The sequence below is a fragment of the Lysinibacillus sp. UGB7 genome (assembly GCF_049058285.1).
Classification (GTDB): Bacteria; Bacillota; Bacilli; order Bacillales_A; family Planococcaceae; genus Lysinibacillus; species Lysinibacillus sphaericus_B.
In genome coordinates this window covers 1-22,431 of record NZ_JBMGUV010000023.1, presented here as the reverse complement: position 1 = coordinate 22,431, position 22,431 = coordinate 1, and the positions used below count along the sequence as shown (strand labels likewise).

General features: G+C 35.6%; 18 protein-coding genes and 1 pseudogene. 17 read left to right on the top strand and 2 right to left on the bottom strand.

The genetic code is table 11. The features are described from left to right. Positions 1 to 13: 13 nt before the first annotated feature. The 4 genes from ACOMCU_RS18780 (at position 14) to ACOMCU_RS18765 (ending at position 6,081) form a co-directional block, all read left to right on the top strand. Positions 14 to 1,369, top strand: coding sequence for an NAD(P)-binding domain-containing protein (locus tag ACOMCU_RS18780; protein ID WP_421051036.1), 1,356 nt, complete (start codon positions 14 to 16; stop codon positions 1,367 to 1,369). A gap of 321 nt (positions 1,370 to 1,690) precedes the next feature. Further along, positions 1,691 to 2,017, top strand: coding sequence for an ArsR/SmtB family transcription factor (locus ACOMCU_RS18775; RefSeq protein WP_421051035.1), 327 nt, complete (start codon positions 1,691 to 1,693; stop codon positions 2,015 to 2,017). Beyond that, entirely contained in the window at positions 2,014 to 2,427 is a 414-nt protein-coding gene (locus ACOMCU_RS18770; protein ID WP_010859347.1) for an SRPBCC family protein, read from the top strand. Before ACOMCU_RS18775 ends, ACOMCU_RS18770 begins: the two co-directional genes overlap by 4 nt. A 483-nt stretch (positions 2,428 to 2,910) precedes the next feature. Further along, the gene (locus tag ACOMCU_RS18765) at positions 2,911 to 6,081 is read left to right on the top strand and encodes an ATP-binding cassette domain-containing protein (protein WP_421051034.1); all 3,171 of its coding nucleotides are present in this window, start codon (positions 2,911 to 2,913) and stop codon (positions 6,079 to 6,081) included. A 198-nt stretch (positions 6,082 to 6,279) separates the two neighbouring features. Here the strand turns inward: ACOMCU_RS18765 and ACOMCU_RS18760 are convergent. Then, positions 6,280 to 6,455, bottom strand: a pseudogene (locus ACOMCU_RS18760) (IS5/IS1182 family transposase); the annotation flags it as partial. A 324-nt stretch (positions 6,456 to 6,779) separates the two neighbouring features. Here ACOMCU_RS18760 and ACOMCU_RS18755 point away from each other — a divergent pair. The 6 genes from ACOMCU_RS18755 (at position 6,780) to ACOMCU_RS18730 (ending at position 11,919) form a co-directional block, all read left to right on the top strand. Beyond that, on the top strand, positions 6,780 to 8,054 hold the full coding sequence (locus ACOMCU_RS18755; protein WP_421051033.1) for an NtaA/DmoA family FMN-dependent monooxygenase: 1,275 nt from the start codon (positions 6,780 to 6,782) through the stop codon (positions 8,052 to 8,054). 432 nt (positions 8,055 to 8,486) lie between these two features. Beyond that, the gene (locus ACOMCU_RS18750; protein WP_421051031.1) at positions 8,487 to 8,858 is read left to right on the top strand and encodes a VOC family protein; all 372 of its coding nucleotides are present in this window, start codon (positions 8,487 to 8,489) and stop codon (positions 8,856 to 8,858) included. A 551-nt stretch (positions 8,859 to 9,409) separates the two neighbouring features. Next, a complete protein-coding gene (locus tag ACOMCU_RS18745) occupies positions 9,410 to 9,778 on the top strand; it encodes a DUF2089 domain-containing protein (RefSeq protein ID WP_219362690.1) in 369 nt (122 codons plus the stop codon). A gap of 13 nt (positions 9,779 to 9,791) precedes the next feature. Next, positions 9,792 to 10,181, top strand: a complete 390-nt coding sequence (locus ACOMCU_RS18740; protein WP_010859352.1) for an SHOCT-like domain-containing protein — start codon at positions 9,792 to 9,794, stop codon at positions 10,179 to 10,181. Positions 10,182 to 10,191: 10 nt separating this feature from the next. Next, positions 10,192 to 10,473 carry a hypothetical protein gene (locus tag ACOMCU_RS18735; RefSeq protein WP_421051029.1) on the top strand — a complete coding sequence of 94 codons (282 nt, stop codon included), beginning with the start codon at positions 10,192 to 10,194 and terminating at the stop codon, positions 10,471 to 10,473. 387 nt (positions 10,474 to 10,860) lie between these two features. Continuing rightward, complete coding sequence (locus ACOMCU_RS18730) at positions 10,861 to 11,919, top strand: NAD(P)/FAD-dependent oxidoreductase (protein WP_421051028.1); 1,059 nt, start codon at positions 10,861 to 10,863, stop codon at positions 11,917 to 11,919. Between the two features lie 505 nt (positions 11,920 to 12,424). Here the strand turns inward: ACOMCU_RS18730 and ACOMCU_RS18725 are convergent. Beyond that, entirely contained in the window at positions 12,425 to 13,330 is a 906-nt protein-coding gene (locus ACOMCU_RS18725; protein ID WP_421051027.1) for a LysR family transcriptional regulator, read from the bottom strand. A 106-nt stretch (positions 13,331 to 13,436) separates the two neighbouring features. Between ACOMCU_RS18725 and ACOMCU_RS18720 the strand changes: the two genes are divergently transcribed. From ACOMCU_RS18720 to bluB, 7 genes are all read left to right on the top strand, one after another. After that, a complete protein-coding gene (locus tag ACOMCU_RS18720) occupies positions 13,437 to 14,375 on the top strand; it encodes a carbon-nitrogen hydrolase family protein (RefSeq protein WP_010859355.1) in 939 nt (312 codons plus the stop codon). 566 nt (positions 14,376 to 14,941) lie between these two features. Continuing rightward, positions 14,942 to 15,559 (top strand): DUF7010 family protein, encoded by a 618-nt coding sequence (locus tag ACOMCU_RS18715; RefSeq protein WP_421051025.1) that lies wholly within the window; start codon positions 14,942 to 14,944, stop codon positions 15,557 to 15,559. 206 nt (positions 15,560 to 15,765) lie between these two features. Beyond that, a complete protein-coding gene (locus tag ACOMCU_RS18710) occupies positions 15,766 to 16,266 on the top strand; it encodes a hypothetical protein (RefSeq protein ID WP_421051024.1) in 501 nt (166 codons plus the stop codon). An 85-nt stretch (positions 16,267 to 16,351) separates the two neighbouring features. Then, complete coding sequence (locus tag ACOMCU_RS18705) at positions 16,352 to 16,705, top strand: DUF2975 domain-containing protein (RefSeq protein ID WP_421051022.1); 354 nt, start codon at positions 16,352 to 16,354, stop codon at positions 16,703 to 16,705. 207 nt (positions 16,706 to 16,912) lie between these two features. After that, positions 16,913 to 19,066, top strand: coding sequence for an ATP-dependent helicase (locus tag ACOMCU_RS18700; protein WP_010859359.1), 2,154 nt, complete (start codon positions 16,913 to 16,915; stop codon positions 19,064 to 19,066). Between the two features lie 775 nt (positions 19,067 to 19,841). Further along, positions 19,842 to 20,183: a hypothetical protein gene (locus tag ACOMCU_RS18695; protein WP_010859360.1), complete on the top strand. Its 342-nt coding sequence runs from the start codon at positions 19,842 to 19,844 to the stop codon at positions 20,181 to 20,183. 1,254 nt (positions 20,184 to 21,437) lie between these two features. Beyond that, positions 21,438 to 22,079 carry a 5,6-dimethylbenzimidazole synthase gene (gene bluB, locus ACOMCU_RS18690; RefSeq protein WP_036130192.1) on the top strand — a complete coding sequence of 214 codons (642 nt, stop codon included), beginning with the start codon at positions 21,438 to 21,440 and terminating at the stop codon, positions 22,077 to 22,079. The last annotated feature ends 352 nt before the right edge of the window (positions 22,080 to 22,431 follow it).

The window sequence follows — 22,431 nt, the reverse complement described above, 5'->3', positions numbered from 1 at the left end:
GAAGGGTATATTTATGAAAACACTTAACGTAATCAAACAAAATGATTCTTGTTGTACCACGGCTAAAGGCATTGAGGTGCAAGAGGCTATGAATGATTTAAATAAGAATTTCCCTATTGTAATAATTGGTGCTGGTCCAATCGGATTAGCAGCAGCTGCTCATTTAGTGGAAAGAAATCAGTCGTTTATTTTACTAGAGGCAGGAAATGAAATTGCTCATAATATTCGTATGTGGGGCCATGTCACACTATTTTCTCCATGGCGATACAACATCAATAAAGCTGCTAAAGCTTTACTTGAGGACACGGATTGGCAAGAGCCTGACTTAGAAACAATACCTACTGGGCATGAGTTAATTGATCTCTATTTAAAGCCTTTAGCAGCGTTAGCACAAATAAAACCTTGTATTCAACTAAACTCAAAAGTAGTAGGGATTTCACGTCAATTGAATGATAAGATGAAATCAAAAAATCGAGTAAATCAGTCCTTTAAGATTTATGTGGAACAGGGGAACGACATCAATGTCATTGAGGCGAAAGCTGTTATTGATGCGACAGGTACGTGGGGGAATCCAAACCCAGCAAATTGTACAGGTGTTTGGCTCCAAAATGAAAAAATATTAGCAGATCATATTGAGTATGGCATTCCTGAAATAAAAATGAATTCTACAAGATATGCTAAGAAGAAGATTGCTGTCATTGGAGGCGGTCATTCAGCTATCAATACCTTATTAGCTCTTGCTGAATTACAACAAGAGGATCCTTCAACGAAACTTGTTTGGATTATGCGTAAAAAATCTGTAGAAGAAGCCTATGGTGGCGAAGAAAAAGATGCGCTGACTGCACGGGGTGCTCTCGGTATACGTATGCATGAATTAGTAGATACAGGTAAGATTGAGGTAGTTACACCCTTCTATATTTCACAGGTAAAAAAAGGTGAGAACATCAATATTGTTGGTACTATTAACGGAGAACAGAAAGTATTAACAGGATTCGATGAACTTATTGTCAATGCAGGAAATCGACCAGATTTTACTATTAATAGCGAACTACGTCTTTCCATTGATACAGCAACAGAAAGTGTGCACGCATTAGCGCCACTAATTGATCCTAATGAGCATAGTTGTGGAACAGTTCGAGCGCATGGAGAAGAAATACTACGACAGCCAGAAAAAGATTTCTATATTGTGGGCGCAAAGAGCTATGGTCGCGCACCAACATTTTTAATGGCAACAGGCTATGAACAAGTCCGTTCAATAACAGCCTATTTATCAGGTGATGAAGAAGCTTCGCAACGTGTGGAATTGGTGTTACCAGAAACAGGCGTATGCAGTATTAATCTTGTCAATAAATCAAATACATGTTGTTAATAATTCGACTGTTAGCGAAAGCTAGCAGTCCTTTTTGACTCAACAAAGTTAGGGGGAAAAGGTGAGCACATTCTAGTGACTTGACCACTACCTTCTGGAGAGGGTCAAGTATGACAAAGCTATCTCGAGATTCATTATCTAAAAAACGATCATAATCAAATTATTTTTACCTCATTAAAGTGCCAGATAATGGTATAGCAAGGGAACTTGACATGTCACCTTTTGGTGTCCTATAATTATTAAGACAACAAAAGGTGTCATATTATTAAGAAGTTTAATCGCTGGCATTACAGGGAATAATAATGAAAAGGTGGGGGGATTTTGAACGAAAAAAGTCAAGTGAGGGATGTTTTTGCCGCTGTTGCCGATCCAACAAGGCGAAAATTGCTTCAAATGTTGGCAGATGTTGAAGAATTACCCCTACATCAGATAACGGTTCATTTTCGAATGGGTCGTACAGCAGTTTCTAAGCATTTGGCTGTCCTTCAAGATGCAAATCTCGTAATTACTAGAAGGGTTGGTAGAGAAACGAGGTATCGGTTGAATGCTACACCGTTGAAAGAAATTCAAGATTGGGTATCTTATTACGAAGGATTCTGGAAAGAAAGAATTGATAAATTAAAACTTTTATTGGAGGAAAAACGATGAAATCAGATGTATCATTAGATTTTAAATTTACAAGTTCAATTGAGCAGGTGTGGAACGCATTAACAGATTCGGATACTCTCGCAAAATGGATATGGAAAAATGACTTTAAACCACTCGTAGGTCATCAATTTCAATTCCGAGCTGAGCCAAATGAATGGTGGGATGGAATTGTAGATTGTAAGGTGCTCGAAGTGAACGAGCCTCATCTATTATCTTACACTTGGGCAAGTGCTGGAGAAAGCACTACTGTTACTTGGACTTTGACAAAAGATTCAGATGGCACTGTCCTTCTACATCTCGATCAAACTGGATTTAGTGAAGAAACAAAAGCTCGCGAGGGAGCCATCGAGGGAGCTAAATATGCTTGGATGAATATGAGTGAACAGCTCGAAAAAGTGTTAGCACTGTAAAAGAGATTTCTTCATCCTCGTTAACGAGACATTAACAATAAAGGGCGCTTTTCTAAAGCAAGAAAGAAAGGCGCCCTTCTTATGCAATTATCTGTCATATAATTGCAGTCAGTATTTTTCAAACGATTTTCTACAATCGGACGCTTTTCAGGAACACGGAAAGCGTCATTTTTAATGGGACAAAGGATTGAGTCCAATAACAATTTTGGTTATTTAGCAAATGAGCAGGATGGTTGGTTGTAGAAACTTTTGTAATTTGAGTAAATATACTTTGTGGGTTTGAGACTGAAAAAAGGATCACTAACTGCTGGATGTGAGCCATGCAATTATTTCTTCAAAACCGGATAAGTGCATAGATAACAAGAAATATAGAAATCTTCGTCTACAATTCGTATGCATTTGTCGATTCGAAAAATACACAACTTATGCTGCAGTTTTACTAACATGGTAATACTTAATTTAGACAACAGAAAGGATATCACTATGAACATAAATCAATTAATTGCCAACAATATTAACCAATTAGATGCAGTACTACCGGTAAATAAATCGTTAGGAATTGCTGGATTGTCTGGATCTGGTAAAACGACTTTTTGCCAAACAATTGGTGAAGAATCCAAGAAGCGTCTTGTTTCCTTATTGCCAAAGGCAGAATATCAGTATTTATTTCCTAATATTATGGAAACAAATTTCAGTGCCATCAAGATGGAAGACATACCTCTCGTACTTTTTCTCGGGAAATCATCCATTTCTTCCAATCCTCGTTCAACAATTGGCACACATACGGGTGTTTTTAAAGAGATTCGCGAACAGCTTGCTGAACAATTTAATCTTTCGCCAGAAGTTTTTTCATTTAATAATGCATTAGGCTGGTGTCCAGATTGTAAAGGGCGCGGTACTACCAAAAATGTTGAATGTAAGAAGTGTCAGGGCAGGCGCTATAATCCAGAAGTTGAGCAATATAAAATTGAATTACTTGATAAAGCACAGAATATTTCCGATATCAACGACTTAAGCATTGAAACCATTTTTTCACTAGCAGAAGTTTTAAATATTAGTGAAGCAAAACAACATATTCTAAAAAATATCATCAATATGAATATTGGTTACTTAACATTAAATCGTATTATGGGTACTTTGTCAGGTGGAGAATTGACACGCCTTTACTTGGCCGAATTCATGGCAACAAGTGAAAATACCGTTATTATTATTGATGAAATTTCCGTGGGTCTTGATCACCAAACACTATTGAAAATTTTACAAGAGATTAAACAATTGGGCTATAAAAATCAAATTTGGCTTATTGACCATTCTGACACGGTGCTTAACACAGCGGAAGAGCAATTGTTCTTCGGACCTGGTAGTGGTAAATATGGTGGGAAAATTGTTGATGAATCCCCTCGTCCAAAATCAATCATTTGTGAACAAAATCAGGCAATACCAACGCAATACTATCAATTTCATGATCTTTACTGTCGTAATATTCAAATGGCTGAAATTCACATTCCTAAAAATAGAATTGTCACATTTACGGGAGAGTCTGGATGTGGTAAATCTACACTTGTCAATGAATGTATGGCCAAAGATTTTGTGAAGCGCTATCCAAAAGATAAACTCGTTATGGTAGGGCAAGATCGTAACCAATCGATTACGAGTCGGTCAACCGTTGCGACGTTTCTTGATATTAAGAAGAAACTCACAAAATATAGTAACGATATTGATGATATTTTTCAGCGCTCGATTGAAGATATTATTGATGAATTACCAAATGAAGACATCGCTCATAAACGTTTGAGCTTATTAATCAAACTGGGACTTGGTTATTTGACATTGGAAAGAAAAACACAATCTTTATCGACTGGTGAATTTCAATGTGTCCATTTAGTTTCTGAACTGTTTGCCAACTCAAGAAACCCACATACGCTTTTTATTTTTGACGAACCTTCAAAAGGTTTATCACAAAATATTTTAAATCAATTCATTGATAGTGTTAGGGTCATTCTACAAGATGAATCCGTGTCAATGATAATGATTGAACATAATGCCTATATGCTAGAAAACTCTGATTTTATCGTTGATTTTGGTAAAAGACAGCCTGCACCTATAGCGCATCTTGCTGTTGTCAGTCATGCTGATTATTATCGTCAACCAAACAGTGCGAATAGAGTTGCTCCATTGCAAATTTCTTCAACTATCCATCAACAAAATGGCATTAACTATTTAAAAGAACATCATATTGCCTATTTTAAAAATGCAGAAAACGTCTATAAGGGCGGCATCTTGAAAAGCCTATCATCAATGGCTCGTTTGATTTATGGTGAGTTCGAATCTGAAACCATTGCACCCGTCATCGCCATTGATCTGGAACGTCACTTGTATAGTCAATATAGTTTTCTCTATGAAATCGGTGGATTAATTAACCATATAGTCGCGGCTCATCCAACCAATAAAGATACGAATAGCTTTGACTTCTATTATCAAGACAATCATTGTCCAAGCTGCTCAGGCCGTGGGGTGATTGAAAAATTTGACTTTGATGTAGTTGTCCAGGACAAAACCGTGCCATTTTGGGATGGCCTATTACATCCTGACGTCATGGAAGTATTAAAATACTATCAATATCCGAAATTGCAATTCCTCTTTGATGAGATTAAAAATGAGCTTGGTCAAGATATAAGCAAAAGTTATCATGATATGACGGAAGCAGAAAAACATACCTTCTTATATGGGTATTGGGAAAAGTCATTTTATGATAAAGCAGGCAAGGCATCGAGGACATGGGAAGGCTTTAATTTAATCATTGGGCGCTATATATTTGTATCGAAATCGATTATTAAAGAGCACATAAAAGCATCCAAAGAGATGATTACCTGTCCAATCTGTCAAGGGACTGTGCTAAACCATCATAAAAAGCTTACATTTGGCGACACGGATATACGTGACATTATTCAGCAACCAATAAATCAAGTGATGAAAACAGTTGGTAAGTTACACATACTAGAAAAACTAAAGGCTATCGTCGGCGGTGATATGACTTTGACTGAAGATGTCTCCCTATTGCCTAGGGAAACACAGGTCGCACTGAAAATGTTTGAACTGGAGCAGGGAAGCTTTGCCCATTATGAAATGGTTTTACAAAATGTCCTACCATTTTGGGGCAGTATTAGCGATAATATCGAAGCCATCAGCATGAATAATCGCATCACCATCTGTGATTTTGACAATATTACCGAAACGAGAGAAACCATCATTGATAAGTATTTCACCAATGGAAAATACAAAAAATTGACGTATGTCTACGAAGCGCTCGGTTACAAAAAAATTGTCACCCTCATTAATAAAGTTAAAGCAAGTCATCCATGTCCATTCTGCAAAGGGAAGAAAGTCATATCGGAGGATGGGCTCCATGATGGCGTTTATAAATTATCGGTACCATGTGTGAGTTGTTATGCAAGTGGTATCAATGATGAAGGGCGAAAGGAAATCGTCGAGGGCATAGACGTGCAAACATGGCTAACTGGTAAAGTAAGTGACGTTGTTACGGAATGCTTAAATCTTGAGGCTGTTGCAGAGCTTCTAATTTTCAAACGTATCCGTGAATTGAATAAACAAGAAATGATGGCAATTTACCAATTCCTTGAGCAAAATAATTAAATTAGAATGATTCACACAAGCGATAATTAAATACTGAGCTAGCTGTCAATCAGTGAAGAAAACTCATGTGCAATGATAAATTGCATATGAGTTTTTATGCTTTTCAGAAGAGGAACAATTGGATGACTAAAGGACAGCGTAGGTTGTTTTTCTGAAATAATAAAGATTAGTTAGAGAGACCTTGTGAATTACAAAATGGCCAAAGACAGAGTGAATAAACGTCATCTTAATTAAGACAACGGGATCGATACTAGGACGACCATCTGGTGAATAGAGCGTTTCAACCATTGGATAAATTAAATGAATGAAAAATCAATCGCAGCTTCTAATTTGCGTACTAAGTGTTGTTGTGGAACCACTTGAGCAATCGTCATCGTTTCAAGTGGATGTTGCTTGTAGCTGAGCGTTTAGCTAAATTCTGCACGAAACGTAAACAAGGAGAAGGCTAGCTAGTTCATCCGCGGAAAGCGAGTGGCTTTTTCCTAACCTGATTATTGTTACTTTCTATAGTCTGAGATGGCATAAATGTCATTGATGTTAAAGCTGTTATTGCTGTGACAGGTACTTGAAGGAATCCAAATCCAGCAAATTCTACAAGTGGCTGGTTACAAACTGGAAAAGTATTTATTGCATTCTTAGAAAATACATTATAAGATGATAATGATAATCATTTTCAATTAAAAAGGAGAGAGAGTTAATTGACAACCAAAAGACATCTTATAATTGGCATGCATTTAGCAGTTAATGGTGAACAAGGCCAGAAAGGGACGTTTATTGATGAGCATATTGCATTTGCCCAACGTGCAGAGGCAGCAAAATTAGATTTTGTATTTAAGGCAGATTATTTAATAGCCCATCCGGAGTTAATGGCTAAAACGAAAGGAACAGCAGGGCTAGATCCTAGTTTTTTATTTGCGACAGTAGCAAGAGAAACTAAACAAATAGGTTTAGTCACAACGGTTTCAACATCATTTATTCCACCTTATATTATAGCAAGGCAATTACAATCCTTGAATTGGATTAGTGAGGGACGTTTAGGTTGGAACCTCGTAACATCCATTGATGGGGCGTATAATTTCAGCAACGAGCCAATGCCCTCATCAGAAGAGCGTTATGCAAAGGCAGCTGAATGTAAGGAAATTGTACAGCAGCTTTGGCATAGTAACCCTTATGAAATATTAGAGGCAGACGGTAATTTAGAGATAATTAATGAGCTTGTCAAGCCAATTAACCACGAGGGAGAGTATTTTCATGTAAAAGGCCCATTAAATATTCCGATGCATCCAGCAGGTGATATTCCGCTATTTCAAGCAGGAGCATCGGAAACAGGGCGTCAATTTGCAGCGACAGTATCGAACGCGATTTTTGCTGCCACGCCAGCGATGGAAGTAGGTATTGAATTACGTAATGATTTGCGTAAACGTGCTATTACAGCAGGTCGTTCGGCAGATGACATTCGTTTATTACCTGGATTGTATTTCTTTATTGGTGATACATATGAAGAAGCATTAGAAATGCATCGTAAAGCACATGAGCATCTTACAACGGAACGCCGCTACACCGCCTTAGAATCCGTAATAGGCATGGACATTCGTCATTTATCTCTTGTGGATCATGTAACAGCAGTAATGTTGCCACCAGAGGATCAAAAAGTTCGTAGCAAAACGCATGCACAACTTGTGCGCCGTTATATCATTGAAAATGAACCGACTGTTGAAGAATTGTTAGCACGCCCAGAAGTAATTGGCTCTGCACATCTAGTAGCAATTGGTACACCACAAGATATTGTGAATCAGATTGTCACTTTTTATGAAGAGGGAGCATTGGATGGCTTTATTGCTGTGCCAGGTGGTCCTCCAAAATCTTTAGATTTATTCTTTAGCGATGTTATACCGATGCTAGTCGAACGTGGCTTATTCCGAGCTGAATACAAAGGAAACACTTTGCGCTCACACTTAGGATTAGATGCATAATTACTTATTTAATTGAAACAAATTGATAGAATTGAACGAAAAGGGCAAATGGTGTTGAGCAAAACACACTTTTGCCCTTTTGTTGTTGGTAATCGCATGTAAACAGGTTGTACAGCTATAATTCGTTAAATGGTTAAGAAGAGCTGTAAATCATATGCAAAACTCAAGACCGTATCAACCGAGTAATTTTTTATGATTTCAATATACAAAAAAATTCTTCAATGGCCGCATGTAGATGCAAGTATATACAATGTAGACGGTAGTAGAGGCTTTGTTCAACGAACGGGAGCTTTCATAAAAGAACAATAACCACTTACAAACAGCTAACTGGACTTTGGTATTAATTCATAAAATTCGGACAAACTAAATAATAGTTTCAAAGTAATAGTGTATACTTAATGTATGCAATTAATTTTTTATCGGAGGAATAATATGAAACTAGGAGCATTCTCTGTAAGTTTAAGTGTAAAGGACATTAATATATCAAAATCATTTTACGAAAATCTAGGATTTAAAGTATTGATGGGTGACATTACCCAAAAATGGCTCATTATGAAAAATGATAGTTGCATAATTGGTCTATTCCAAGGAATGTTTGAAAAGAACATTTTGACGTTTAATCCAGGATGGAATGACAATGCCGAAAATCTTGATTCGTTTACGGACATTCGAGACATCCAAAATCAACTTAAAGAAAAGGGAATTAAAATACTGTCTGAAGCAGATGAAACAAGCGATGGGCCTGCGAATTTTACAATTGAAGATCCTGATGGTAATACCATTCTTTTGGACCAACACAGATGAAATGAAGGGAGCGATTCTTTATAAGAATTGCTTTTTTTTGTATAACTGAAACCCTCTGCTGTGTAGGGGGTTCCGGAAAGCTTTAGCAATGGACAAAAAAAACCTTTCGTACAATAAAGTCTGGTCTGGTCAACCGATTTCGTACGAAAGGAGTATCCAAATGGATAATAAAAGTTTAATACATACAAAATGGAATTGTCAGTTGTGTCAATACAAAATCAAAAATATGCTCTATCAGTTTTAACAGATATTAATCACCCAACTGACAATACTGTAGCAAAAATATCAAATATCCATGGATTATTAATCAGCATCTCAGAATCTAAGAATCGTGCTCATTCTATAAAGGGTAATTTTGACCAACAGCTATGTCTACAATTTTCAATCATTATGGTAAATAATACTTGAATGAATAATGAAAACAAATAATTAATAATATTAAACAACTAATTAATATTATTAATTTTTTTAATGAAAAAATTTAATTTTATTATTTATATTTTTGATTTCTTGTTATATAATCAAATCAACTAAAAGAAAGGAATTTCATAATGGCTTATAAAGTAATCACAAATTGTCCTGTCTGCAGTAAAACATTAAAAATTACAAAGTTGCAGTGCTCTCATTGTCACACTACGATTGAAAATGAGTTTGAATTATCTAAGCTGGCATCCTTATCGACGGATCAGCTTCATTTTGTGGAAGTATTTTTAACATGCAGAGGGAATATCAAAGATGTTGAAAAGGAACTGGGTATTTCGTATCCAACGGTTCGAGGCAAGCTAACAGACATCATTTCATCCCTTGGCTATGTACAAAAGAAGAAGAAAAATGAAGTAGACGAGAAAAAAGTTGTTACCATGTTGGAAAATGGCGAAATCACACCAGAAGAAGCCATTAAGCTCTTAAAAGAGGAATAAGGAGGAATTTATCATGAAAGAGGAAATTACAAGAGTGTTAACAATGGTTCAAGAAGGGAAGATTGATGCAGATAAGGGATCAGAACTGATTCAAATATTACAAGGAAAAGAAGAAACAGGTAATAAACTGTTGGAAAAACCGACGAAATATTTAGATAAAACATTAAAAATTCGTGTAGTATCAACCGAAAATGATAACGTCACGGTCAATTTGCCTATAAAACTTGTCAAGGTCGTATTAATGGCTGGACACAGCATCGCAGCGAGTATTCCTCAAGCGGAAAAATACGTGAAAGATATCGACATCAGCCTTATTATTGAAGCAATCGAAAACGAACTAGATGGCCAAATCGTTGATATTAAATCGGCAAACGGAGACACCGTTTCGGTCATCATTGATTAGTGATTTGCTTATGATGCATGTAAAAGTGAAAACAAAAGACGTTCGGTTTACCATCCCAGTTCCATATGTTATTTTAAATATTGCTATTTCCATTTTATCGTCAAAATTTTTACAGCAAAATGTAAACAAATGGTCAAAAGAGCACTTTGAAAGAAAAAAAATCGACTTTACCTTTCCACTAATAGACAAAGAATCGCTAAAGCCTATTGTCAAGGAACTAAAAAATTATAAGGGAATCGTGCTAGTAGATGTCAAAGCTAAGGACGGTACTGAGGTTAAGGTTAGACTATAATTTATTATAGAATACACCAACCACAGACTGGAGTTTTAAAAAAAACCTAATTTCTAGCTTACTATACCGAGAAAATTGTAAAAAAGACAAAAAAGGTATTTAAGCTCAAACAAACATAACCCCGTTCTAAATTTAGGACGGGGTTAATGCTTGTTTGATTTTTGATTGTAAGAATATTAGCCACTTGTACGTGGACAAGAACTTCCGGACTTTGTATAATAAACACAAGAATTTCCATACTTTCATATTGGTTTATAATCGATAGAAAAAAACTCGCATCCGTCTCTAAAATATTTGCAATTTTGTTAATAGAGCAAGAGGGTAAACTGAGTTTAGACGATTCAATGTATACTATAAATTATACAAACAGAACAAGGAGGGAAAGTAATGACTAGAAAGCAAAAAGTTATAATTGTTGGTGCAGGGATTGTTGGTGCATCTATTGCTTATAATCTATCAAAGGAAAATCAGGATGTCACTTTAGTTGAGAGCCATTCAAAAGCAGGATGTGGTGTAACATCAACTTCCTTTGCTTGGATTAATCCTTCAGGGCGTGTTCCAGATAACTTTCAACATTTGTATGACGGGTCATTAGCAGAATATCATGTATTGGAAAAAGAGATCCCAGAATTAAAGGTAGATTGGAACGGCTCCCTTTCATGGGGAATTCCTGTAAACAGCCATAAATCTTATATAGAAAAAATAACTCGCCAGCAAGTATCAGACTTAGAACCTCATTTAAAAGAATATCCAAAGGAAGCTCTATATGCTTTTAAAGAAGGTGCGGTTGACCCTAATATTCTAACGAATCTTTTAGTAAAGAAAGCGCAAGAAAATGGGGTAAATATATTGTTCGACACAAAAGTAACACAAATTAAAAAGGAGGACGCTAAAGTTGTTGGCATACATACTTCAAAAGGCTTTATAGAATCAGATGTCATTGTATTGGCAACTGGTACAGCTATACCTGAGCTTTGTAAGCCTCTTAGTATCGATGTTCCTGTTGAGTCATCACCTTCTATTATTATTCGTATGAAATCTCCAAAAAAGCTTATTCACACATTAATTTCTAATTCAAGATTTGAGGCAAGACAACTATCTGATACTACTATAATTGCTGCTGAAGATTATTTGGATGACCATGGAGAAAACGGACCAGAAGAGGTTGGAAGAAGAGCTTTTGATACCCTTCGAAATGATTTTATAAAAGGAGAATATCTCGAGCTAGATAGTATTCAAGTAGGTAAACGACCAATGCCTAAGGACGGCTATCCTATTGTTGGTTTTCATGATCAAATAAAAGGACTTTATTTAGCAGTAATGCATTCCGCAATCACGTTATCTCCTATTATTAGTCGATTGGTTGCGAAGGAGATCGTAGATAATGTGCAGTTAGAAGAACTAGAAGCTTGTAGACTATCTCGATTTTACCCAGTAAATGAATAATGCCTGATTTTACTTAAGTGGCTTTATAATCATCTGGACATTCTTGTCCCTATTAAAAATACATTTAAATGTGATCTGCCTAATTTTAATAAAACATTGGCGCAGAATCCCTTTTTTATTGGGAATTATACGGCATAACCCTTAAAATATAATTATTTTGAAATATTAATTATTCAATTTATTATTTTTCATAAGATGCCAACAGAAGTTAAACAACTTTAAAGAGCCTTACTACAAATAAAATGTAGCAAGGCTCTTACAATTTTTTGAAACTAATCCATCTACTCTAAATCATTAGCCAAAAAGGGGAAATTAAACTGAGAAAAAGTATTTTTATATTCATAATAATCAAATAAATATTACGGGAATCACCATTTGTGTTAATTGTACAAGTGGTGATTCTTATAAATTTTCAGTCAAGGAGTGAAGTAAATGAAGGTAGTAAAAATTGCCGACAGAGAAGCTTTCCCTATATAAACTTAGTGAATAAAACTAAGTTACCCATTTAACCCATTTCATCATAGCTTTCATTTACCAATATAACATTCGAAGCTGTTTTCAGAAATGCCTTTAATGCACGCGTTTTATAGCTATTTTTTTTAACTACAATACCTATTTTCCAAGGTATATATTGACTACTAATTCTTTTAATACAAAGATCCTGTGAGTGTACTTTAACTAGGGGACTTGGAAGAATGGTAACACCTAAATCATGACGAACCAACGCCATTAACAAATCCCATTGAGTCGTTTTATATACAGTATTAGGCACAAAATTTTCTTTGCAACAACTTTCTAAAATTACTTGACTAAGGGCAAAGGACGAATCAAAAGATATCCAATCATCGTTTTGTAGTTGTGAAAGTGTAATAGACTGTTCATTTTGTAAAATGTGATTCTCGGGTAAACAAGCAACAAACGGTGCTTCAAATAATAATTGTTCTTCTAGTTCTTTGCTTTTAGTTGGAATTACAACAAAAGCTACATCTATTTCTCCTTTTTCAACTAGTTTTTCAATAGTCAAACCACCATCTTCAACAATTTCAATAGTAACCTCGGAGAAAGCCTGAGAGAAAGCTTTAGCAACTTGCGGAAAGAAAAAGGTACCAATAATTTGTGGAAGGCCTACTCTTAAATGTCCTTGAATGTTTTTTGTTGTATCTTCTAGTTCTATAGATAACTCTTTCATTTGTTGTAACATTATGATGGCTTTTTCATAGACAAGTTCACCTTCATCAGTTAAACGAAAAATTCGGTTTGAACGATCAAATAATTTTACACCAAGATTTCTCTCCAACCTTTGAATGGTCTTAGTTAGAGAGGGTTGTGCAATAAATAATTTTTCACTTGCTTTTGAGAAACTTTTGCAATCTGCAATGGTCTTAAATACCTCAAGTTCACGTATATTCATTATTTTTTCCCTCATTATTCTATTTAGTTATACTCATTATGATTAATATATATTGTCCATTATAATTGATTTCTTTTAAAATGTTTAAAAATAGGAGGGATGATACATGACAACTTGTAAAGTGGCCGTAGTTCAAGCAGGTTCAGTAGTTATGAGTAAAGTGAAGACTATTGACAAGGCAGTGAAATTAATTAAAGAGGCAGGTGAACAAAATGCCAATATTATTGTTTTTCCTGAAGCCTTTATTCCAGCCTATCCACGTGGAATGAGCTTTGGAGCATTGGTTGGAAGTCGGTCAGACAGTGGACGAAATGATTTTTTACGGTATGCAAAAAATTCTATAACGGTACCTGGTCCAGAAACAGAACAATTAGGTGCTGCGGTAAAAAAAGCTGGCGCTTATACAGTTATCGGTGTCATTGAACGCGACTCTCAAACTAGTGGAGGAACACTCTATTGTACTGTAATTTTCTTTAGTCCAGATGGAAAACTGATTGGTAAACATAGAAAATTAAAACCAACTGGTAGTGAACGTCTCATTTGGGGTGAGGGGGATGGTAGCACGCTCCCAGTCTTTGATACACCGTATGGTAAAATAGGAACTCTTATTTGCTGGGAAAACTATATGCCTTTAGCACGTGCTGCTATGTATGAAAAGGGCATACAAATTTATATTGCTCCAACTGCCGATGCGCGTGATACATGGTTTGCATCTATGAAACATATTGCCATTGAAGGACGTTGCTTTGTACTATCATGCAACCAGTACAGCACAAAGGAAATGTATGAGGAGGATTTACTAGAAACAGAGGAAATGCAACAGATGCCTAATGAAATCACAAGAGGAGGCAGTTGTATTGTAAATCCATTTGGTGAATTTTTGGTTGAACCTGTATTTGGCAAAGAAGAAATTCTGTATGCTACTTTAAATTTAGATGATATAACACGTGGGCATTTTGACTTTGATGTAGTAGGGCATTATGCACGCAAAGATGTATTTCAATTGAACGTGAATGAAAATAAAAGAGGCGTAAGTCAAAATTAAATTGATTTTAACAAAGACATACCCAAAATATGAAAGATTAAAAAGAAAGTTATTGATTGATTAAATTACAAAGGAAACATGAAGTAATAAAAAAATGTAAAAACTAATGAAAAAAACAGATAACCAATTACTGTTATCTGTTCAGACAAAGTCGATTTTTTTTTGATTGGGCTACTATAAACACAATCTTTTTAGATTTTTAAAATGTAGCTTTGTAAAGAAGATTGATCGTTTATATTAAAGATTGATAATTAGTAATAAAGTTTGATAATAATCATCTCTTAAGTTATTCTTTGAGATGATTTTTTTATTGGACATTTATGTTAAAACTGATGTTCATGTAGTGAAGAATTTTATTAAGTATGTCTTTGTTCAACAATCGAGCCATTTAGTTGAATAAGGTGTATTGAGATAACCGGGCAGAATAGTTCAGCAATTTGCCTGCATGAATATAATTATAATAAGGTATATAGGATTTTTTCTCGAATGAACTAAACCTATTACTGATGTAGGCTGATATGCGGTTGTAATGAACACATACTTAGGTTGAAAGAAGGTTTTTATTTGTGACACAAACATCAAGAACTATTCCTGATGCCGCAGTACGCGGAACGGCATCTGGTGTATTTTTCATGGCGTTTTTTGGTACTCTGTGGGCGTACACAGGAATTATGGGATTGCAGGGCTGGGGAGTTCCATTATTGTTAGTTGCTGCTGTTGCCATAGGTATAGCGTTGTTCATCGGTGGTGTTTCATTATTACGCGCATCTGGAGAATTGACGAATCAGGTTTCAAAAACAGCCTTAAGGCATGGGAAGCGTACGAGGTTTTGGTTTAACATTATTTTTGCGGCAGAGGGTTTGGCTATAGCAATCACGATTGCTGTCAGTAACGCTACTCGTCACCCTGAACTTATACCTGTCGTAATAGCTATTATTGTCGGTGTTCATTTTCTCCCATTGGCACCTCTTTTTCAAATCAGACTCTATTATTTTACAGGCACATTCCTTTGTTTACTTGCTATTATTACATGGCTGTTTGTACCTACAAAAGTCACACTGGGGGAACATCAGATCAATGCATTTATGTCTGTAGTGGGCTTTGGCTCTGCCCTGATTTTGTGGGGAACTGGTCTTGCAATATGGCTAATGGGTAGAAGATTGCAAGGCATCGTCCCAAAATAAATAACATAAAAAGTGAGATTGGACTTTACACCGAAAAAATATGTTTATTATACAATAATATGAAAAGCAGAGTTACTTTCTTATTCAGCTAACGGGCGCAATTCTGTAGCAAGAATTGTGTCTTTTTCTTTGGGGAAGGACCATATAGTTGAATAAGGGAAAAGTAAGTTATTATTAGAGAAGAATGAGGAAAAGAGGTGGGAAAAATGGACATGAATGCACGAAAAGCCAGATTAGAGCTGCTCTTACAAAAGCAAAAAGAGAAAGAAAAAAATGATGAAATACAGATGCGATTAGTTTGGATGTTAGAACCTTTCTCAACTAAAGAAGGTATTAGGTTGTTAGATGATAAGGAAAGGGAAAAAATGAAAACTGAACTTATAGAGAGCATCCCAATAATTGAGTGGGTAAGTCTAGATTTAGAGAAAATGAATAACAAGTTCGTGATACACAATGTTAGTAGGGATAAGGTGGCATCGTTTTTTAAAGATAAAGAACTATACACGGAGAATTCAGTTTATCTTTTCTTACAAGACGACCTGCCACCTTTTAGCACATGGCCGTGGGTAAAGATGCCACTATCAAAGATTATTGAAAATAGTATTAATCTAGCAGCAGAAGAGGCCTATCCACAGTATGTATTTAGCCCATCACCCAGATTTGTAATAGAATTCGTTGAATCGGACTTAATCACCATTGCTTGGTAACGGTGAACATAACTTAGTTACTCCATAAAAGGGCGCTTTTCTGTAAAAAGGAAAGTGTCTTTTATCTTGTATTTGAAGGTCTCTCATGGTTCGGCAATATCTCATTTTCATCGTGATGTATGGATCGGCTGTGCCTTTTTACTTTGCTTTCTATCAGGCTTTTAATCTTTTACGATACATTGACGAGAACACGGCGTTCTCGGAATTATCTGTAAAGGCGTTAAAGAACATAAAGTGCTGTGCGATTTTAATCAGTGGTTTGTATGTATTAGGTTTGCCGATCTTCCATTTTATAGCAAAAAAAGTTGACCCTCCTATTGGAATAATGGGACTCATTATCATTTTTGCTTCGTTGATTATCGCCGTTTTTGCTGCTATCCTCCAACGGCTTCTACAAGAAGCGATTAATATAAAATCAGAAAATGATTTGACGGTCTGAGGTGGATGATATAGCAATTATTATTAATAAAGGTGCCGAAAAAATAATGATTTAAATTATGATACAATAGCGCCCTCTGAACAAAGGTGGGTGCTATTTGACGCTTCCATTTATTCTTTCTTTGCTTTAAAATTGTGCGGCTTTCCTCGGATGAATCCTTATATTTGATATAATAAAGTGTAGATTTTTGGGAACGGAGCGATTGATATGAATGTAGCGCAAAAAGCGTTTTTTGAAGAAAAGGAGCGTTCACTTGGCGTTCGTCTAAATGATGTGCAAACGAAGGCAGTGTTGCAAACGAATGGGCCGCTGTTACTATTGGCATCTCCGGGTTCAGGAAAAACGACAACGATTATTATGCGTATTGGCTATATGATCGAGGTGCTTGGTGTGAAACCTTCTCGCATAAAGGCTGTCACGTTTAGTAAGGCATCGGCCGGTGATATGAAGGCACGTTTTGCAACGTTTTTCCCGCATTTGCCACCGGTTGATTTTTCGACGATTCATAGTTTAGCATTTCAAGTTGTGCGACAGACACTTGAACGCCAGGCTATTTCGTACGGCATCATTGAAGAATCGGACAAGCCTGATGTTGTTTCAAAAAAACGAGTGCTTCGCGGGATTTTTGAACAGTTAAATGGCACAAAAATTACTGAAGATCAGTTAGATGATCTACTAACGTACATAACGTTTATCAAAAATAAAATGCTGCCAGAACAGGAATGGGATATTGCAGAAGTAAAGGTGCCAAGAAAAGTCGAGATTTTACATCGTTATGAGGAATATAAACGCACAGGAAGTGACCGTTTGTTAATTGATTTTGACGATATGCTATTAATGGCGAATGATATTTTCTCGAAAAATCGAGAGGTGCTGGCGCAATACCAACGCCGCTACGATTATTATTTAACGGATGAAAGTCAGGATACATCGCCCGTTCAACATGCGCTCATCGCGAAGCTCGTCGCAGTCCATCAAAATTTATGCGTCGTTGCGGATGAGGATCAGGCCATTTATAGTTGGCGCGGTGCAGAGCCAGATTATTTGTTGAATTTCCAAAAGATATATCCGGAGGCGCATGTGTTACTTATGACGCAAAACTATCGTTCATCTGCAACGATTGTAGAGCCAGCCAATATATTCATTCAACGAAATAAAAAGCGTTATAACAAACAAATGTTTACGGAAAATCCTGCAGCAGAGCCCATCTCGTTTAAAATCCTAGAGAATTATAATTTACAGGCCAAATATTTAGTGGACCAGTTGAAAAATCTGTCTAAGCGCGGCTCAACGGCGATTTTATATCGAAATAATACGTCAGCCATTCCGCTTATGGACGCGTTTGACAGAGCAGGTCTGCCTTTCTATATGAAAGATTCCACGATTCGCTTTTTCACGCATTGGGTCGTGGAGGATATTAAGAACTTCATGCGTCTAGCATACAATACAAAAAACATCAAGGTATTTGAAAAAGTTTACAGAAAAATGAATGCTTATATTACACCAATGCAATTGAAGGCACTACAGAAAGTGCCGGAGGATGGCTGTGTATTCACACAGTTGTTAGAGCATGTTGAATTAAAGGATTATCAGCCTGAATATATTAAGCGGATTCGTAAAACATATGATAGCATTCAATTTGATAAAACGACACCAACAGCCATGCTAGAGCATATCCGTTATGATTTTGGTTATGAGCGTACTTTAAAGAAAATGAGTGAGAAACTCGGTTTTAATTATGAAAATTTGCTAGATATAGTGAATGTACTTTGTTTAATTGCTCGTTATACGCCGACGATGACCGAATTTGCGGGTCGTTTGAAGCAGCTTGAAAATTTAGCACGTTCGTCTCATATGAAAAATGAATTGAATGCAATTACACTGACAACATTGCACAGTTCAAAAGGCTTGGAATTTGACCGTGTGTATTTGATTGACTTGATTGAGGGGATTCTACCTAGTGAGGCAGAAGAAGAAATCGAGGAAGAAACACGACTCTTTTATGTCGGTATCACGCGAGCGATTCACCATTTGGAATTAATTTCGTATAGTAAGCGCTTTAAAACAAGTGTGGTGCCATCGATTTTCATGAAGGCGTTAAAACAAATCGTCTCACCGCAGGAATTGCCAAAGAAAGCGCCGAAAAGTCCAAGGAAAGAACTGAAACAGTACCGTAATGAGCGGACGATTACAACCGAGTCAACGTTAATCGTTGGCTCAAAAGTAAAGCATATGATTTTTGGAGAAGGGGAAATATTAGCTGTTACGAGTAGCACGATTGAATTGTCATTTGCTTCCGGGATTAAGAAGTTTTTGACGGATACATGTTTACAGCAAGGCTATTTAGAAACGGAAGATTAAATGAAGCGTATTCGGGATTTTTTCGAATACGCTTTTATAGTAGTGCTATTTTGAAGGGGAAGTATTCCTCTTGATCAGTGCTACACCGTATCATCATTACAGTGACAAGTAAATTGGCAAAATCTAGTCTTCTGCTGGCACAGCTGTCGCTACAACTAAAAAGCCTGAGACGCATCAAGAATCAATAAGATGTACCGTCGCTTATCTCAATTGCTCTCATAGCCCTAAATAAAAAGCGCTTTTAAACACGAACTATTTTTAGTTAATATGAATAAAAAGTTCGTGTTTAAACAATATAAGTGCTATTCGTCCATCGGCTGGATGCTTCATAATTATAATAAAACACGAATATTGCAGTATATTTAAACGTAACCAATAAAGACTGTTTTCACTATGAAAATAAACTTAAGAGAGAATCATTCGAAACTTATACTTATTTGTTTAGTCGAGATTAACACTGATGAAGGGAACTTTAGAACAAACTCAGCCTTTAAATGAGTGCATTTGAGTTATGATTGTTGCTATAAACAAAACACTTTGGATTATGTTGAAATGGGAATAGATGTCCTATTAAGTATCTTAATACCAAATTTTAGTAAATTGCGTGAAATCATTAACAAGATAGTATTCTTTAAAATTCAAAGACAAGAATGTCCAGACAAACATGTTAAATTTTTTATAAAGAAATAGTTGTTGATGGATAAGATCCTTCTCAGTTGGATAAAATATTTGCGAACTTAAAAAGTTCAAATTTCAAGGATTGGGAGGACTAAACATGTCATCTGAAATGGGAGAAATACATCGTACTGGTCGAGACATTAACGACGTAATAGTACATTTTGGTGGGCAAGCTGAGAGTGTTTTTAGTTCATTGGCTGAACCAGGTCGACTTTCAATACAAAAGAAAGCAGACGAATTTGCTGCACAGTATCTTGAAAGTAATCCTAATCCAGACTATTATGATTGTGTAAAAATTGTAGCAGAGGGAGTTTTGACAGCAGGGAACGAAATAAAGGCTAGCAGTGGTTCTTGGGGGGATTCAGTAGATGCAGCACTTGGTGCTGGTGTTGGAATTCCAGCAGCAAAAATAGCTTGTAAAAGAATAACGATGTCTTAACATTAATTTTTGAAAAAGCGTAGGCGTAAAAAGCTTATGCTTTTTAATATTTATTGATTTCTTTTATCCTCTCCTCAATAGTAATTTTAGTTGTCTGGACATTCTTATTCGTATATATTAAATGAATTAACTTAACCATTACAGAATCAGAACTATTTGTCCTTTTAACCATAAGGAACTTATACATTTTTTATGCACCTTATATGAGTATAAATTACTGTAAAATAGAGTGGACTTAATTTTAAATATAAAAAAGTCGGAATGACTAACTGTGTAAACTTTGTGTCCCGAAGTGAGACATCCTTGTGTCCTTTTACACTAAACTCGCTTCGTTTACTAAGAATTAAGTAATCTAAAGACACCAAAGATTTTACTTCGGTGTCTTTAGATTTTAGACATAAGAAATGTCCGGACATTCTTGTCCAAATACACATATGGGGAGTTGACGTATCCAATCCCTTCTCCTCGCCAAATAATTTTAGTTTACATAATATAAATACCTTGGTCACAGCTTTCTAATTATCGGATGTTTCTCATAATTTATCGTTCAAAGGGGGATTATTCGTTTGAATAATGCTAATTATCGTTCAATGTAGACTTGTCCAATATTCATAAAAAATATTCATTAGAGTGACAAATTTAGCTGGTTGTTACAGAATCAAGATACATGTTGGTTGAAGAATAAATACATATATTATTGATATTAGAACGGGAATATCTGAAGAGTCGAACGTGCAAATTTGTATGTTCGACTCTTCTTAATTGAGTTACATAATATATAGAACAATTGATAAATCTGTTTTAAAATATTGGTGAATCATTTAGATTTAAATGGGGTCCCTTTAGAAAAATGTGGATTTACAACGTTAAGGCAAATATGAATAAACAAGAGCAAGCACAACCTTATTAGGTGTTGTGTTTGCTCTTGTTTCAAATAGCGATAGATTGTGGCTTTGTAGCCAGACCTAGATTAAAATAGAATAATAAAAATATTTTAATTTTATGCAACTAATTACTATTAAACCGGTCTATTATTAATGGTGCCATTATCCATATATGAAACTGAACGGAATTGTGGTAAACGATTTGACGAATGTTAATCCGAAGTAAGAAGAGGTGGAGTCAGATTTATGCGGATACAACGATAAGGACAAACATACCCAAACCACGCTTTTTGGTGCATTTTTACTTCAACTTACGTGGCAGAATAATGAAAAATTAGTTAATATTAAAAATAGAAAAGGGGAGAAATTTATGTTTTCTAATGAAGAAAGAGAGTCTATTTATAAAGTTATTTATAATAGGAGAGATATTCGAAGTTTTTTATCAACTCCTATCCCTGAGAACATTATACATAGAATATTAAATGCAGCTCATCATGCACCTTCAGTAGGATTTATGCAACCTTGGAACTTTATTTTGATTTCCACTGACGAAATTAAAGAAAAATTGGCTTGGGCAGCAGAAAAAGAAAGCCGAGCATTAGCTGTTCATTATGATGGGGGGAAAAAAATGAAATTCCTTGATTTAAAAATTGAGGGTTTAAAAGAAGCTCCTATAACTATTTGTGTTACATGTGACCCTACAAGAGGAGGTTCCCATGTATTAGGACGAAATTCAATTCCTGAAACAGATATATTATCAACAGCCTGTGCTATTCAAAATATGTGGTTAGCAGCTTGTGCTGAAGGACTTGCGATGGGGTGGGTAAGTTTTTATAAAAAGAATGATATTAGAGACATTTTAGAAATACCACCACACATCGATCCCATTGCTCTTATATCAATCGGTTACACTGAAAATTACCCAGAAAAGCCCATTTTAGAGTTAGCTAATTGGGAAAAAAGACGTTCTTTAGAACATCTTATTTTCGAAAATAAATGGGGACAAAACTAAAGACTTATTAATCTATCAAGGTGCGTTAATTGAATAATGTTGAATTGCATAGGCAACTCTTTTTTCTTTATTGACCTAATGAAGTAGTTTAATTTAAGAAAGACTTATTAATAAACAGCCAGAATAGTATAAAGATGCTGTTAAAAAGGGGGGATTTCAAACTCGCTACATTTACATATCTAGAAAATAACGGGGGGAAGTTATAATATATGAACCTAGCGTTAAAACACAAGTGAAAAATTGCAAGCCATCCAAAACAGTTTTGGGGTTCAGTTCAACTTTGTTCAAAATGAGATTAATTTTTAGCAGTAAAATCAATTAAAGTATAGCTTTTTTGATTAATTTTTTAATT